This is a genomic window from Allobosea sp. TWI1241, assembly GCF_039673065.1.
Classification (GTDB): domain Bacteria; phylum Pseudomonadota; class Alphaproteobacteria; order Rhizobiales; family Beijerinckiaceae; genus Allobosea.
In genome coordinates this window covers 118,218-132,615 of sequence record NZ_JBDJKW010000007.1, presented here as the reverse complement: position 1 = coordinate 132,615, position 14,398 = coordinate 118,218, and the positions used below count along the sequence as shown (strand labels likewise).

Genomic DNA, 14,398 nt, shown 5'->3' with positions numbered 1-14,398 from the left:
CGCTTCCTCAACTTTTTCATCGCGTATCCATCGCGCCAGCCCCCCTTCGCTTTATTGGATGGGGATCAGCAGGACGCAAACATCGTCGTTGGGCGACATGATCGTCGTGCGGCTCTTCGCGCGGGTCACACTGACGCGCAAATTCTGGCGGGCCTGTGTCATCGCACCTGAGATCACGTTGCCGCCGACTATACGATCAGGGTTGCCCACGATCTCTCCCTTCACACGCTTGGGCCAGCCTTCGAAGATGATCACTTCATCGAACTGCTTCCCCTTGGCCTTGTGCATATTCATCACGACGACGCCGGACTCAGGCTTGTGCGCCATCGCGAAATGCTCCTGGACGAATGCCTGCCGCGTAATGGCGAGGGCGTTCTTATAACCGCCGGTGTCGCGCCAATCCTGTGAAAGGCTCTGACGGAGCTGCGTACCGCGTTCTAGCAGGCGGACATTGCGGGCTTCTTGTGCCACCTCAGCGAGCCGCGTGCAGGCGCCGGCCTCAAGGACTTCTCGAACCGCAGTCCAGTCGGCATCAGGCTGTCCGGTTAAAGCGATAATCATCGCGGCTTGGTGGACTGCAAACGTGGCCTGAAGGATACTGTTACCCGGCGGTGCCTTGCCCTTGGCGAGGCATCCATTCCACTTTTCCAGCGCCGACCTGAAGCGCGCGGCGTCGGCCAGATGCCCCTTCGTAGGTGCCGCCCCGCCGCGTCCGTCGAAGAAGCTGCAGAGCACGTCAATAAATTCATCGAAGCAGCCGCCGTGACTACGCTTTTGCAGAAGGAACGCGATCACCTCGGCAGCAAGGATCGGGCCTTCCATGTCCACCGCCGCCGTATGCGTGATCGGCGGCACGTTGCCGAACGGCGCGCGCAGATTGTCCGACACCAGTCGCGTCATGCGCTTCGTCGGAACCAGGATGGCGAGCGACCAGTCACGGCGACCGAGCGCGATTATCCGTTGCCGCGCTTTCAGAACCTGCGTGACGAGCGACGCATAGGCTTGGTTGGGGTTCGACGCGAACCCTTGATATTCAACGCCCTGATAGGGCTCGTCGCGAAACTTGCCGGAGAGAAGGTGATTGCCAAAGATTGCGATATCGGTGCCCTTGCTCCGGTGATTGTCCCCGGCTAGGTCGTGCTCGGACGGCTTGAACGCCTCCTTGAAGTGGTCCAGCCGCCCTGGATCGGCACCGATAAAATCGAAGATTCGTTGTTCAGGATCGGCCAGCGCGATCAGCGTGCTGCTCTTCCCGATCGCCTCGACCGCGCGCCATTGCTCGGCGCTCGTGTCCTGGAACTCGTCCAGGACGATAAACGGGTACATGGTCGATACGAGTTCGCGAACCTTGGCAGAGCCATGCAGCAGGATGGCCACCCGCTCCGCGAACAGGTCGAAACAGACCTTGCCCTCGTTAGTCGCCAACCGCATGCGCTCGGCCACTTCCAGAGCGGCCTTCTGCGCTTTCTCCTCGTCCGACAACTTGGACGATGGCTTGAAGCCGCTGCGGACCGCCGACAGCGCAATCGCCTCGTTCGGCGGCGTCAGAATCGTCATGCGCCGCGGAAACCCGACCAGATAGCCGTGCGCCTTGAGGATGCGCCAGAAGAAGGAGTGATAGGTATCCACCTCGATTCGCTTCTTTTCCTCCTTCGTGACCGACTGCTCTTCATCAATCGCCTCGAACACGCGCGAGACGGTCGCGCGCGCGAAGCTGAGAAAAAGGATGCGTTGCCCCGGCCTCAGTTTTTCGCGCGCGATCTTCGCTGCCTTCAAGATCGACACAGTGGTCTTGCCCGAGCCAGGACCACCCACGACGAGTTGATGTCCGTCGGCGGTCAGAACATTCTTTTGCGTCGGCGTCAGATCGACCATCGCACCCTCTAGGCGCCCGGCGCGAGAGTTGGCGGCGCAGGCGGGACCGGCGGCGAAGGCGGCGCGGCTGGCGGATCACAGATCGCCTTCAGCGCTATGCAGGCATCGCGGATCCAGGACGGGATTTCGGCCTCGGAGCACTGGCCGAGAAAATCGGCGATGCCCCAATTGCCCTTTGCCCATCCGAAATACTCTTTCAGCGCCGCGATCACACTGGCCTTCGGATCGGGATATTTCACGAGGATATGCGGCGGCCAGTCGAGTGCGTCGGAAAACCGCTCAAGTGCATCCTCGGTCGTATTCTTGAGAATGAGATCTTCAATCCCCTTCTCCTCGTGCATGAACAGCCGCTCGACCTGCGCTTCGATCGTTGCCTTCGCCGGATCGGTTTGCTTGTCACAAAGCCCGAACGTTCGCTTGCCAAGACCCTTATACAGACCGGCGAGATCGGCGATCTGGGACTCCGTGCCCGCATCGATGATGCAAATGCCGAGTGCCTCAAGCGAGGCATAGGTGGCGGGGTTTAGCTCCGACAACCGGCGCGCGGCCACCGGAAAGGCGCTGGCCTCGGTCGCGCCCTCTGCGATGAGCACGCGGCGGGACAGGAGGCCCTCGCAAAAGCGCGTGCGAAACTCCTGCCGATAGCGCTTGTGCTTTACGCTGTCGGGCAACGCAATCTGCGCTTGGCTGAGCACACCGCCATTGGCCCGCGACAGGATCACGGTCTCGTTGAGCTTGAATTCCTCGAGGACGTAGGGCGAATGCGATGTGACGATCGACTGCGCGGCCAGCTTGCGCAACTCATGCACGATCCGCTTCTGCGCATAGGGCGGGATCGCGGTTTCGACCTCTTCCATGGCGAAGATGACGTTCTGCTTATCCTCGGCGATCTGCGATAGCATTGCTAGGACCAACATATTGATCGTGCCGGTGCCCTGGCGATAGAAGGGCGCGGCGTGATCGCCATCGCCCGTGGCGATGAAGGCGGTCACGACCTTGCGCAGATGCTCACGCGTGAGGTTCGACACCTTTAGGTGCGGCTTCACCCCCCATTCTCGCGGAACGTATTTTTTCAGCGACTTGTCGATGCTGTCGAGTACGCCGGAAATCCCAATCGCGGGGTCGCTTGCCACGTCGAAGGCGGCGAGCGTGCCGATCGTGCCTTCCCACATCTGCGGCCGAATTTCTTTCAGCCGCAGGATGATGTCGAGAAGGCTGCCGTGCTCAAGGCTCAGCGCGCGAGAGCCGGTGCGCAGGGAGCGCAGGAACAGGAAGCCGCAATGCTGTTTGTCCTTCTTGGAGAACGGCTCGGGCTTGTCCGCTTCCGTCAGGCTGCGCGAATAGAAGGTGTTGCCGACGAAATCGTCCTCATCGGAATCGTAGGCGCCGATGAAGGTCACGCGCAGCGCCGCCTTGATGTTTGCGGCATCGACACCCGCCGGGTTGGCCTCGGTGAAGAAAACGCCGGTTTCGACATTGAGCCACTCGATATTGCCGCCGAACCTAGCCTCCTGCTCTTCCGACAGGCCGATGATTATGACTTCGACGGTGATTTTGGGGGCTTCGGCGAGGTTTGCCTCTTCAGCCTCATCGGGTACGGCTCCCTCCTGGGCGGCAGCGGCCACGGGAAGATACTTGCCCTCGAAAAAATCATGCTCATCGACCGGAGGGCGGCGGCTCAGTCTATCCGGCCCGAGTGCAAGATCTATCGCTTCCAGAACAGAGGATTTGCCCGTGTTGTTGTCACCGATGAGGACAGCATGGTCGGGTAGCACGAGCTTCGCAGATCGGATGCCCCGGAAATTCTCGATCGATACGGCGTAAATCTTCAAAGCAGCCCCCCTGACGCCAAGCGTTTTTATTGTTTTCCCTGCTTCACGATTACCGCGAAATCAACGGCACGTCACTCGCCGTGTCGAGGCGCGCGGCGTAACTCTCCCAACGGCCGCCATTTTGTTCGTAATCGACGGAATGCGGCTTTAGAGGGCTATAGCGTAGACGTAGTGCTCATTATCGTCGGGCGCGGCCCGCCGAACGCCGCCGATTGCACGCCGTGGCGCGATACTCTTCGCCATGACCGCACGAATTGCGCCGATGCCAAGCTGGGTGTCTTAGACGTAAGCTTCTCGTTGAGGGGGCAATACGTCGATCAGTTCTCGGGTTCGGCGATCATCTCACCTTTTTCTCGAAAAACGCTCACTCAAACCGTCTGAAATAACCGAAAGCACGTCACGTCGTCGAGCATTTCCCGAGAGGGCCTAAACCCGGAGGCGCAGATCACGCAGCACCCCAAAACTTTAGCTGATGAAATTCGGCACGAGCGAACCAGCTCGCGATTCATCAATCGTTGCCATGATCATCTCTGCCACCTCGTGGGGCGAAGCGGTAGCATCGACCACGTGGCATCTTCCCGGCTCTCTGCTCGCGATTTCCAAAAATCCGTTTTGGATACGCTTGAAGTTTCTGGTGGCCTCGGCGGGATCGTCGGTGTCCTTCCCGTTACGGATGCTGCGGCGATTGAGGGCGGTTTCCGGGTCGATATTGAGGATGAACGTGAAGTCAGGTATCGTTTCGCCCAGTATTTCAGAGCGGATCGCGTTGAAGGCGGCTTCGGAGACGCCATTATTGAAGACCTGAAACGCAAAGGTGGAGTCGACAAACCTGTCGGTAACGACCCAATCGCCTGCTTCTAACATAGGCCGAATGACTTGGTGGACGTGGTTGTACCTCGCAGCAAAAACCAGAAGCATTTCCTCTTGTGGGGACAGCGGCGCGCCGCGGTCTCTGATAAGTATCGAGCGGATTTCCGCCCCCATCCATCCGCCATCAGGCTCTTTGGTCCGCAATACGTTGAAGCCGCGTGCCCTCAGCGACGTGGCGAGAAGGTCGGTCTGTGTGGTTTTCCCGCTCCCATCAATGCCTTCGATACTTACAAACGGCACTTGGGCCTCCTATGTCTAATGACCAACGCCTTTACGTAACGAGCCAATGGTCCGATCAGATGTCGTAATATTCGTCTCCGCAGGCATGATTTCTCCGAAAAAGAGAGATCATCCGCTTGCCCGTCGTCAGCTTTATCTCAACTATGGTGCCCTGTCTCTGGCCACGGTGCTTCAGATAGGCGGCCACGAAACTGTGCTTGTTCATGGAGAGCATCAAGCGCCCGCTGTGGTACTGGAAGATTTGCGTGCTGCCGGCCGATTTCCGTCATGCTATCCGCTGATGCTATCAATCCCCAGCTTCTACGCGCTGCCTTGGGCGCAGCGCTTCTGTCGGCTGGCGAAAACGGCTGATCCAGAGTGCAAGATCGTCGTCGGGGGGCGCTGGGTTGTAGGACCCGACATGGCGTGGTTTCGGACAATGCTCCCGGAAGCCGACCAACTCGCACCGGGCCTGAGTGAACCGTACATCCAGGATCTCCTGACGGGCAGCCCGATCCTTGAACGTACGGCCGTCCCGACGCCTAGCTTTACCCTGAATCATACGCTGGTGTCGGGCTATCTCAACTACCAACCGAGCATCGAAGCATCACGCGGTTGCGGGATGGGATGTCTATTTTGCGAAGAGCGCGACATCCCGGTTGAGAAACTCGGTGATCCCAGCACTGTCGCCCGTTCGATGGCGTTGGTGCGGGAGCAGTACGGCGGCGGCGAGATCCATCCCTATTTTCAGTCATCAATGTTCCTGCCGACGACCCGATGGGCCGCGAGGCTGGCCGATGAAGTTCGGAAATCGAATATGCGCGTAACTTGGCGGACCGAAACCCGAGTTGATGTAATGGTGCCCGATACCTTAGCGGCCCTTGCCGAGGCAGGGCTGCGGGTTATCGACCTTGGCTTGGAAACGGCTTCACCTACCCAGATCATGGCAATGAATAAGACCCCCATGCCCGATCGCTATCTGCGGAAGGCCGAGGATCTTTTGGAGGCGTGCCGCAAGTACGGCGTGATGGCCAAGGTAAACGTGCTGCTCTACGCAGGCGAAACCGAAACTACTATTCGCGAGACGGAGGCTTGGCTGGACAGCAATGCCAGCAGCATCGCGGGTGTCTCAGTCGGGCCGGTCATCGCTTACGGTCCACCCAAAACTGCGGATATCCTGATTGAGGACTGGGCTCGTCGAGGTGCTCGGCCAGTCGAACACGACAGCGCCGTCCGTACCGGCATCACCAAGATGCATCTCAGCGACGAATTCGATGCTGCGACAGCAGAAGTGGCCAGCCTGGAACTGTCCCGCCGCTACATGGACAGTGACTCGTATTTCGCCCTCAAGAGCTTCTCATACTATCCACGGGACTATCATCGCGTCGATTTCGACGCGGACGTCTTGGCTTCGGACCCAGCGGCACTTCCATTTCGATTGGCCGCGTGCGGGGAGGCTCCGGCACCAGGCCCGACGAAAATCCAGCAGGCCTGAAGAACAAGCTTGTAACTTCAAGATAGGGAGCCGCCGACCATGACCTCAAAAATGATCAAGGATCCGATTCATGGGTTTATTGAGTTCGAGGGCGACGCCGAACTCGAACTGAAGAACATGTTGTCGGACCCCTTCTTTCAAAGGTTGCGGCGCGTGAAGCAACTTGGCTTCGCTGACTACGTCTTTCCGTCGGCCACGCATTCCCGGTTCGCCCACTCGCTCGGAGTCTATTCGGTGGCCAAGCGGATGCTATCAATCGTCGAGCCCGATGTCCGACAGGGTAACTGGTCAAGAGAGGGGCAAGCATGCCTTGCGGCGGCGCTGCTTCACGACGTGGGTCACGGCATGTTCAGCCATGCCTTCGAAAAGGCAATGGAGTTCTATTTTAAGCGGAACCCGGACCAGCAGGCCCAGCGGCCGGGCCTGAAGGACGCTGTCGACCACGAGAAAATCGGTCCAAAGATTATCACCCAATCGTCCATAGCCGAGACCTTGACCCGTCTGGGCGGAGAAGATTTCCCACAACTCGTTGCCGATATGATCCTCAAAAAGAGAAAAGGCTGCATTTACACTTCGATCGTTTCCGGCCAGCTCGACGCCGATCGTCTCGACTACGCAAAGCGCGACCCCTACTTCGCCGGAGTATCTTCTGGCGGCATCGACCTGGACTGGCTGATCAGAAATCTAAACAGGGGCAAAGGCGAGCACGGTGAGTTCCTGTACGTCGACAGCAAGGGTTACATTTCTCTTGAACAATTCACGGTCACGCTATTCCAGCTTTACCCCACTCTGTATCTACACAAGCGGACCCGAGGCCTTGAGTACATGTTTGCTTTGATGATGAGTCGAATCTTCGAACTTGCCGCTGAGGGTAGGGAAAAGGAAACCGGGCTCCCGTCTACGCATCCATTCGTGCGGTTCTTCCACGATCCTGAAAATCTTGAAAACGCCTTGCTGCTGGACGATACGATGTTCTGGGGCGCGCTCTACCTCCTGAGGGAGGCTCGCGATGACTCGATCAGCAAGATCGCACGTCGTATCGCGGAGCGCAGAATCTACCCAATGGTCGACATATGGAAAATCGCCGACGAGGTCGCGGCTGTCGACGCCGGCGTCCAGGAGCTTGCGGCCGTCGACCGGGTGGCCTTTCTGCATTGCATCTGCAAGTCGGTCTCGGCAGAAATTGCAGTCGATGAGAAAATCTGGATCGAAGGGTGCTACTACGACAAGTATGATCGGCCAATTTACAAGCCGCTGAATAAGGCTGGTGGGCATCCACAGCAGATCAACGTTCAGGTCGGCGGCGAGATCGTCGACATAGCTTCGATCTCTCCTGTCGTCTCCAGCGCAGCCAGCTTCAACATCCACCGCATCTATTACGATGATTCAATTGAGGGCCACGACGAGATACTGGAGACTGCGGTTCGCAACGCTGTCAGCCATCATTTGTTGAAAGGCAGCAAGAAAGCCAACTAGCAGGCTGGTCTTTCAGTCCGCTAGTATGGGCATGAATGCCACCTCCGCCACTTTATCGGATGAATACGGCATTAGAGGGCTATAGCGTAGACATAGTGCTCATCATCGTCGGGCGCGGCCCGCCATTCCCGCCGATTTTACGCTATCTCGCGCTATGGATACGCAAACGCCGTCGATTGCCGCATGGGCTTCCAGCGCGGCTATCGAATACGACGTCCTGCCTCCGCCCTCTCCAAGACGGCGAGGTGCCCAGCGCCTGCCGTCCCGACGCATGTTCGTTTTCGGGTATCGGAATGGACGTGGTTGGGTGGGGTAAGGCTGCTGTCATGCGTCAGTTGCCGCAAAGCTGCTGAACAGATCGACCACGCTGCCCGGGGCAGTGTTACCGAAGAACAGCCTCAGATTCCGCGCCGACAGGGCCGCGACTTCACGGCTTCGCGGGAACAAGGCCTCCTCATACCTGGATAAGGCCGCTTCAATGTCATCGGGGGTGTCGATGATCGCCTGAGCGAGTTGCGCGCCGTCGTACATGGCGAGGTTGGCGCCCTCACCCGCGAACGGGGACATAAGGTGTGCCGCGTCGCCGACAAGGGTCAGGCCGGTCTTCCGCTGCCACTCATGCCCGACCGGCAGCGCATAGATCGGACGGATCGTGGGATCGGTAACGCTGCCGGTGATGAAGCTGATAAGGTGCGGCGCCCAGCCTGCGAACTGCTGGGCGATGAAGTCCAATCCGGCGCGAGCGTTGCTGAAATCAATAGACCTGATCCACTCCTCCCGCTCGTTCAACGCGACATATCCCGCGACGCTGCCATCGGCATTACGGTGTGCGATTATACCTTTGCCCGGCGCCGCTGCCATGAGGGTGCCGACTCCGATCGCCGCCACGCTTTCCGCATAGCGCGCGTCGCGGGCGGCAAACGCTATCTCGATGAAGCAGGTGCCGGAATAGACCGGCCTGGAATCGGAAAGCAGTGGGCGGACCTTGGACCAGGCGCCGTCAGCGCCGACGAGCAGATCAGCTGTCGCCCGGGTTCCGTTGGCGAAGCCGACCTCGTGCCGGCCGTCTCCGGTCTGCGCCAGGTCCGTGACCTTGTGATCCCAGCAGATAGCGGTGTCCGGAAGCGAGCCGATCAGCATGGCGCGAAGTTCGCCCCGATCGACCTCCGGCCGCCGGGGCGAACGATCCCCTGCCTGATCCAGCAGGACGATCCCATCCTTGTTCACGACGCGTTTTGCATCTTCGCCTGGCCGAACAAGCCGCAGGAATGCATCATACAGACCGGCCGCCTTGAGCGCGCGTTGACCGTTATGCTCGTGTATGTCGAGCAGGCCTCCCTGCTTCCTGGCGGTCGGTGACGGCTCGGCTTCGTAGATCGTCGCTTCGATCCCGTGTCGGTGCAGGGTGCGGGCAAGCGTCAGGCCGCCAAGGCCGGCGCCGATGATGGCAATGGTATTTCGCATGTGCGCGCTCCAATGTCGCGGCATCCTTCGATGCTGGCGGTTGTTCGGAGACGCTGGGCGGTCACGGGTACGTGATCGACGTGTATGCGACAGCTTGCGGAGCATGGACGCTGGGCGCAGGCCGACGTTTTTCGCGACGCTCGACAGATACAGGAAACTGTCGGGTTCAACAAGGATGAGATCGCACCTCCTCCCCGCACCTTTCCCAAAATACCGTCCCAATCGGAAAAAGCGGTTCACCCAGAAAACGGCGGCTATCGCCTCCTCATTCCCAAAACCTAGCGGTCGGTAATCCATCAGTTGTGTCGTTCGACGTCCCTGAATGAGCGACGGCTTTCGGGATCGTTCGCGAGCCGACAAGATGACCGAAATGAAAGCGCAATGCAGAATGGCAATTTAATTCCGTCCGATTGCCTCGCGCGGCGGCGAGAACCAAGTTAGGCTTGGCGTAGCTTGAATAAATCGCCTCTCAGGTGCGTCTAAAGTAGGCCGATGGTGTAACGCCCAACGAGCGTTTGAAGAATGCGATGAAGGCACTGACGCTATCATAGCCCATGTCCAGCGCCACGGTGGTGACGGCGCGCCCCTCGGCAAGCATCTCAAGCGCCCGCATCAGGCAGGCGCGCTGGCGCCAAGCCGTGTAAGTGAAGCCCGTCTCGATGACAAAACGACGGCTCAGCGTCCGTTCTGGGATACCTGCCCACAGCGCCCATTCCTGGATGTTGCGTCCGTCACTCGGATCGTCGAGCAAGGCGCGCGCGATGAGGACGAGGCGTGGATCGCGGGGCATTGGCGATCCAAAGGGTTCGACCGGAGCGGCCCGCAGCTCGTCCAGAATGACCTGTGCAAGGCGCCACTGCTCCGGAGTGAGGTCATCCCCCTGCCAGCTAGACGCCCGCATGACGGCTTCGCGCAGCAAGCCCGACGTCCTGATCGTGCAAGGGCGGTCAGGCAGCGTGGCGCATGCCGCTTCCGAAATATAGCAACTCCAGCCCTCGACGGCACCATGGGTCCATCCATAGTGCCGCTGATGCGGCGGAAGCCAAACCGCATGATCGGCAGGAACGATCCAGGCTCCCGCATCGGTTCCAATGGTCAGCAGCCCGTGGCGCAGTCCGGATAGCTGTCCGCGCGCATGACTATGAGTGCCTAGTTCGCGATGCTCTGCCTGTGCTTCGTAGAAGGCGATTATCAGTGGGTCGCGAGCGTCACTAGCAGCAAGGGCGAACTTTTCCTCAATCATGGCGGCAACTCGATACTGATTGGCTCCGATAGCTTAGCTCAGCCTTTCCTGAACAGCTATACGAAGATCAGGAGAACGCCGATGACCCCGCCCGATCTGTACCTCGCCGAGCATGATCTCGAACGGCTTTACGCGCCGCCCTCCGAGCACATTCAGAAGGCGGTGACGCCAGAGCTGAACTCGTTTCATGTCGAATATCTGGCGAAAGCAACGTTCTTCTGCTTGGCGACAGGGGCGAGCGCTGGACTTGATGCGTCGCCTCGCGGCGGCCCGCCCGGCTTCGTGCGTGCGCTTGATAACAAGACGGTGACGTTCGCCGACTGGCCCGGGAACAACCGGATCGAGTCGATGCGCAACCTTACGTTCGATGACCGCCTGGGCATGCTGTTCCTGTTCCCGGGCCTGGATCTGTTCATGCGCATCAACGGGCGCGGTCACATCGTGGACGATCCGACACATTGTGCAGCGCTGGCGGAAGGGGCGAAGATCCCAAAGACGGCCATTGTCGTGACGGTGGACGAGGTCTTGTTCCACTGCGGAAAGGCGGTGAACCGAGGGCGCCTGTGGGACCCGGCATCCCGGTTGGATCGCAAGAGCCTTCCCACGCCTGGTCAAATGGTAGCCGCTATGACCAAGCAGGATTCGGCCGTCGCGGATGCGATCGACGCGCAATACGATCATAGAATGCGGAATGAGCTTTATGGCTGAGGCCGGTTCATAAGCCGACCATTAGGGCCACGCGGTTTGCGACGCATAAGCGTGTCGGCCATGCGGGGACAAAGCCCACGTTAGATATCGCCAGCATCCGCCCCATACTGGCATGATATCAGTTTCGCGAATTCTAGAATTCCGCCAGAACACCCATCGCTTCCGCGATCAGTCGCATGTCTTCTTCGTTCAGCCTGCGCTTTGGCCCGCGCATCACCATCCCCCAGTGGACGCCCTGATCGCGGGTCAGTCGGAGCCTGTCCAGAAGCGGCTTGATCGGAGCGGCCTTGGCGTCCGTCAGGTAATCCACATCGACACGGTACGGATTGAAGTCCATCGCCTGCTCGGCCCGGTAGGGCGCATCTGACGTCACTTGCCCGATGGTCGTGAACGCCTGCACCGTTTCACCTTCCCCCATGCCTTCGCGCGGGGAGTAGTAAACGATCCAGTCGCCCTTCCTGAGAGACTTCACCGCAATATGCTTGCCGTGCCCGAGCTGTGCAAAGCCGCCGTCGCGTCCGCCGCGGGCGTGTTCTGCCGATGCGACACCCATCCAGAATGCCACGGCTCAGGCCGTCTCTTGCATGGTATGTGCCGTGATCGTGTAGCCAAACGGATCCTGGAAGGCGAAATAACGCCCGAACGGCCCGTCTTTCGGCGCGAAGGCGATCGGCACGGCACGTGAAGCGAGGTGATCGTGCAAGGCGTCGGCATCATCGCAGCCGAACCAGATAGCAATACCATGGCCGAGTATGTCGACGGTATCGAGATCGACCACCGGTGTGCGCACAGCAAAGGGGATCGGCTTCGTGTCGAAAACCACGGCTCCGGGCGGTCCTTTCGGAGCCGCCGTCAATCCGACGACCTCCGTATAGAACGTGCGAGCTGCATCGAGGTCGGCAACCTGGATACCGATGAAGTCAGGTCCGATGAGGCGCGGCATTCTGGTTGTCCTTTCAGAGGGAAGAGGCTAATATCAGGCGACTGATATAATGTAAGCCTCCTGATATGACAAGTCCCAAGACGACATCGATCCCCGTAGACCAACCCTTCTTGCCGCATGAAACGCTCGGCTATGCGCTGAAGCGCGCGCAGCAGGCGATGCGCCTGCATATGGACCGGCAGTTGAAGGAGATCGGACTGAACGCGCCACAATATAACGTGTTGGTGAGCCTCGAAGCCGAACCAGGCGCCTCGAACGCAAGGCTGGCGCGTCGGGCGTTTGTGACCCCGCAGACCATGCAGGCCATGCTGGTGAAGCTCGAACAGTTAGGTTTGATCGAGCGCAGCCCGGATGCGGAGCATGGACGCATTCAACGAACCGAGTTGACGGAGGAAGGGCGGGCGTCACTGGCGCAAGCTCACCTGGCCGCTCAGAATTCGGAACGGCTGGCACGTGAGGCTTCGACTCCAGATGCCATCGAGATGCTCACGAGGGTTGCGGAGGCGCTTGCATAGCCGCGCCAACTTCCCCCATGCGGCGTTAGAGGGCTATAGCGTAGAAATAGTGCTCATCTTCGTCGGGCGTGGCCCGCCAGCTCCCCGCGGGGTTCGATCTATAAGCACCTTTTCCACATAGAGAACCGGGCCTCCCCGGCTTGTCGGTTCGCTGCGGTTCGCCCGCTTTCGCTTCCAACTCCGTGCGCCAGCCCGGTAGCGCTCCGCAGGACAAGTATCCAGCGGGATTGCGTTCGCCGGGGTTGCGGAGCCTGCGGGCTCTACGCCTCTCCTCACCCTTCCGCCGTCCGTGATCTGCCTGGCCCTGCACTGCGTTGCCGGCCGGGCTTGGCTTGTGGCGGCGATGGTCGTTGAATGGGGAGCGGCGCGCTCGATCCCGAAACGGCGTGCCGGCCGGAGTCGTGACCGCCGCAGGACGAGGAGGCCATGGACGAGCGATCTTCCAAGCAGCGCATCGTGGTGGTCGGCGGCGGCTTCGCCGGTCTCACCTTCGTCGGCACGCTGAAGGCCGGCGCGGCCGAGATCACGCTGATCGACCAGCGCAACCACCATCTCTTCCAGCCGCTGCTCTATCAGGTCGCGACCGCCTCGCTCACGCCGTCCGACATCGCCTGGCCGATCCGGCACGTGCTGCGCAAGCGCCGGGACGTGCGCACGCTGCTCGGCAGCGTGACCGGCGTAGAGACGGCGCGCCGCGTCGTGCGCCTCGCCGACGGCGGGGAGATCCCCTACGACACGCTCGTGCTCGCGACCGGGGCGCGCCACTCCTATTTCGGCCATGACGACTGGGAACCCTTCGCCACGGGGCTGAAGACGGTCGAGGACGCCACCGCCGTGCGCCAGCGCATCCTCTCGGCCTTCGAGCGCGCCGAATGCGAGTCCGACCCGGCCGAGCGTGCCGCCTGGATGACCTTCGTGGTCGTCGGCGGCGGCCCCACGGGCGTCGAGATGGCCGGCGCCATCGCCGAACTGGCCCATGCCACCCTGCAGGGCGAGTTCCGCCTCATCGACCCGGCGCAGGCACGCATCGTACTGGTCGAGGCCGGAGAACGCCTGCTGCCGAGCTTCGAGACCGGCCTCTCCGCCTATGCCCGCGCGGCGCTGGAGCGCCGCGGCGTGGCGGTACGGCTCGGCGAGGCGGTGACGCTCTGCGATGCGGAAGGGGTGCGGCTCGGCGAGGAGCGCATCAGGGCGCATACCCTGGTCTGGGCGGCGGGGGTCGAGGCCTCGCCGGCAGGCGAATGGCTCGGCGTGCCGACCGACCGCGCCGGTCGCGTCGTGGTCGAGCCCGACCTCACCGTGCCCGGCCATCCCGAGATCTTCGTGCTCGGCGACACAGCCGCGGTGCGCGACGCACGCGGCAAGGCGGTGCCCGGCATCGCACCCGCCGCCAAGCAGCAGGGCGCCTTCGCCGCCAGGGTCGTGGCGGCACGGCTGGCGGGGCACACCGCGCCGGCCCGCTTCAGCTATGGCGATCGCGGCAGCCTCGCCACCATCGGCAAGCGCGCGGCGGTGATCGATTTCGGCAAGATCAGGCTGCGCGGCTGGCTGGCCTGGTGGCTCTGGGGCCTCGCTCATGTCTACTTCCTGATCGGCGTGCGTAACCGCCTGAGCGTGGCGCTGAGCTGGCTCTGGATCCATGCCCGCGACCAGCGCCCGGCCCGGCTGATCACCGGCCAGCCGCGCCCCGCCGCACCGGCCGCGGACGGGACCGAGGAGACCGGGCGAGGCTGAGCCCGGACTGCCGCCATAGCCGCG

At 61.0% G+C, this 14,398-nt stretch carries 12 protein-coding genes; 5 read left to right on the top strand and 7 right to left on the bottom strand.

Features of this window, described 5'->3' with window-relative positions:
- Nucleotides 1-51: 51 nt before the first annotated feature.
- The 3 genes from ABE438_RS11335 to tmk all read right to left on the bottom strand — a co-directional run bounded on the left by ABE438_RS11335 (nt 52) and on the right by tmk (nt 4,817).
- Complete coding sequence (locus ABE438_RS11335; protein ID WP_346502728.1) at nt 52-1,875, bottom strand: UvrD-helicase domain-containing protein; 1,824 nt, start codon at nt 1,873-1,875, stop codon at nt 52-54.
- Nucleotides 1,876-1,883: 8 nt separating this feature from the next.
- Nucleotides 1,884-3,707 carry an ATP-dependent nuclease gene (locus ABE438_RS11330; protein WP_346502727.1) on the bottom strand — a complete coding sequence of 608 codons (1,824 nt, stop codon included), beginning with the start codon at nt 3,705-3,707 and terminating at the stop codon, nt 1,884-1,886.
- A 465-nt stretch (nt 3,708-4,172) separates the two neighbouring features.
- Nucleotides 4,173-4,817, bottom strand: a complete 645-nt coding sequence (gene tmk, locus ABE438_RS11325) for a dTMP kinase (protein WP_346502726.1) — start codon at nt 4,815-4,817, stop codon at nt 4,173-4,175.
- A gap of 46 nt (nt 4,818-4,863) precedes the next feature.
- Here tmk and ABE438_RS11320 point away from each other — a divergent pair, with 46 nt between their 5' ends.
- Both ABE438_RS11320 and ABE438_RS11315 read left to right on the top strand, forming a co-directional pair.
- Nucleotides 4,864-6,291, top strand: coding sequence for a B12-binding domain-containing radical SAM protein (locus tag ABE438_RS11320; RefSeq protein WP_346502725.1), 1,428 nt, complete (start codon nt 4,864-4,866; stop codon nt 6,289-6,291).
- A 39-nt stretch (nt 6,292-6,330) separates the two neighbouring features.
- Complete coding sequence (locus ABE438_RS11315) at nt 6,331-7,767, top strand: HD domain-containing protein (RefSeq protein WP_346502724.1); 1,437 nt, start codon at nt 6,331-6,333, stop codon at nt 7,765-7,767.
- Between the two features lie 324 nt (nt 7,768-8,091).
- Here the strand turns inward: ABE438_RS11315 and ABE438_RS11310 are convergent, their stop codons facing one another.
- Nucleotides 8,092-9,231: an FAD-dependent oxidoreductase gene (locus ABE438_RS11310; RefSeq protein WP_346502723.1), complete on the bottom strand. Its 1,140-nt coding sequence runs from the start codon at nt 9,229-9,231 to the stop codon at nt 8,092-8,094.
- 469 nt (nt 9,232-9,700) lie between these two features.
- Nucleotides 9,701-10,474, bottom strand: a complete 774-nt coding sequence (locus tag ABE438_RS11305) for an AraC family transcriptional regulator (protein ID WP_346502722.1) — start codon at nt 10,472-10,474, stop codon at nt 9,701-9,703.
- 81 nt (nt 10,475-10,555) lie between these two features.
- Between ABE438_RS11305 and ABE438_RS11300 the strand changes: the two genes are divergently transcribed.
- Nucleotides 10,556-11,182, top strand: a complete 627-nt coding sequence (locus tag ABE438_RS11300) for an MSMEG_1061 family FMN-dependent PPOX-type flavoprotein (protein ID WP_346502721.1) — start codon at nt 10,556-10,558, stop codon at nt 11,180-11,182.
- 133 nt (nt 11,183-11,315) lie between these two features.
- On the opposite strand, the gene ABE438_RS11295 is transcribed toward ABE438_RS11300, so the two are convergent.
- Both ABE438_RS11295 and ABE438_RS11290 read right to left on the bottom strand, forming a co-directional pair.
- Nucleotides 11,316-11,747, bottom strand: coding sequence for an EVE domain-containing protein (locus ABE438_RS11295; protein WP_346502720.1), 432 nt, complete (start codon nt 11,745-11,747; stop codon nt 11,316-11,318).
- A gap of 3 nt (nt 11,748-11,750) precedes the next feature.
- On the bottom strand, nt 11,751-12,125 hold the full coding sequence (locus ABE438_RS11290) for a VOC family protein (protein ID WP_346502719.1): 375 nt from the start codon (nt 12,123-12,125) through the stop codon (nt 11,751-11,753).
- A 65-nt stretch (nt 12,126-12,190) separates the two neighbouring features.
- On the opposite strand from ABE438_RS11290, the gene ABE438_RS11285 reads away from it, so the two are divergent.
- On the top strand, nt 12,191-12,640 hold the full coding sequence (locus ABE438_RS11285; protein WP_346502718.1) for a MarR family winged helix-turn-helix transcriptional regulator: 450 nt from the start codon (nt 12,191-12,193) through the stop codon (nt 12,638-12,640).
- 426 nt (nt 12,641-13,066) lie between these two features.
- Nucleotides 13,067-14,374 (top strand): NAD(P)/FAD-dependent oxidoreductase, encoded by a 1,308-nt coding sequence (locus ABE438_RS11280; RefSeq protein ID WP_346502717.1) that lies wholly within the window; start codon nt 13,067-13,069, stop codon nt 14,372-14,374.
- Nucleotides 14,375-14,398: the final 24 nt, after the last annotated feature.

Bases quoted from the DNA above. Each gene is read 5' to 3' on its own strand.
- ABE438_RS11320 (WP_346502725.1), top strand. From the start codon at position 4,864: ATGGTCCGATCAGATGTCGTAATATTCGTCTCCGCAGGCATGATTTCT.
- ABE438_RS11305 (WP_346502722.1), bottom strand. From the start codon at position 10,474: ATGATTGAGGAAAAGTTCGCCCTTGCTGCTAGTGACGCTCGCGACCCA.
- ABE438_RS11310 (WP_346502723.1), bottom strand. From the start codon at position 9,231: ATGCGAAATACCATTGCCATCATCGGCGCCGGCCTTGGCGGCCTGACG.
- ABE438_RS11280 (WP_346502717.1), top strand. From the start codon at position 13,067: ATGGACGAGCGATCTTCCAAGCAGCGCATCGTGGTGGTCGGCGGCGGC.
- ABE438_RS11300 (WP_346502721.1), top strand. From the start codon at position 10,556: ATGACCCCGCCCGATCTGTACCTCGCCGAGCATGATCTCGAACGGCTT.
- ABE438_RS11315 (WP_346502724.1), top strand. From the start codon at position 6,331: ATGACCTCAAAAATGATCAAGGATCCGATTCATGGGTTTATTGAGTTC.
- ABE438_RS11335 (WP_346502728.1), bottom strand. From the start codon at position 1,875: ATGGTCGATCTGACGCCGACGCAAAAGAATGTTCTGACCGCCGACGGA.
- ABE438_RS11285 (WP_346502718.1), top strand. From the start codon at position 12,191: ATGACAAGTCCCAAGACGACATCGATCCCCGTAGACCAACCCTTCTTG.
- ABE438_RS11290 (WP_346502719.1), bottom strand. From the start codon at position 12,125: ATGCCGCGCCTCATCGGACCTGACTTCATCGGTATCCAGGTTGCCGAC.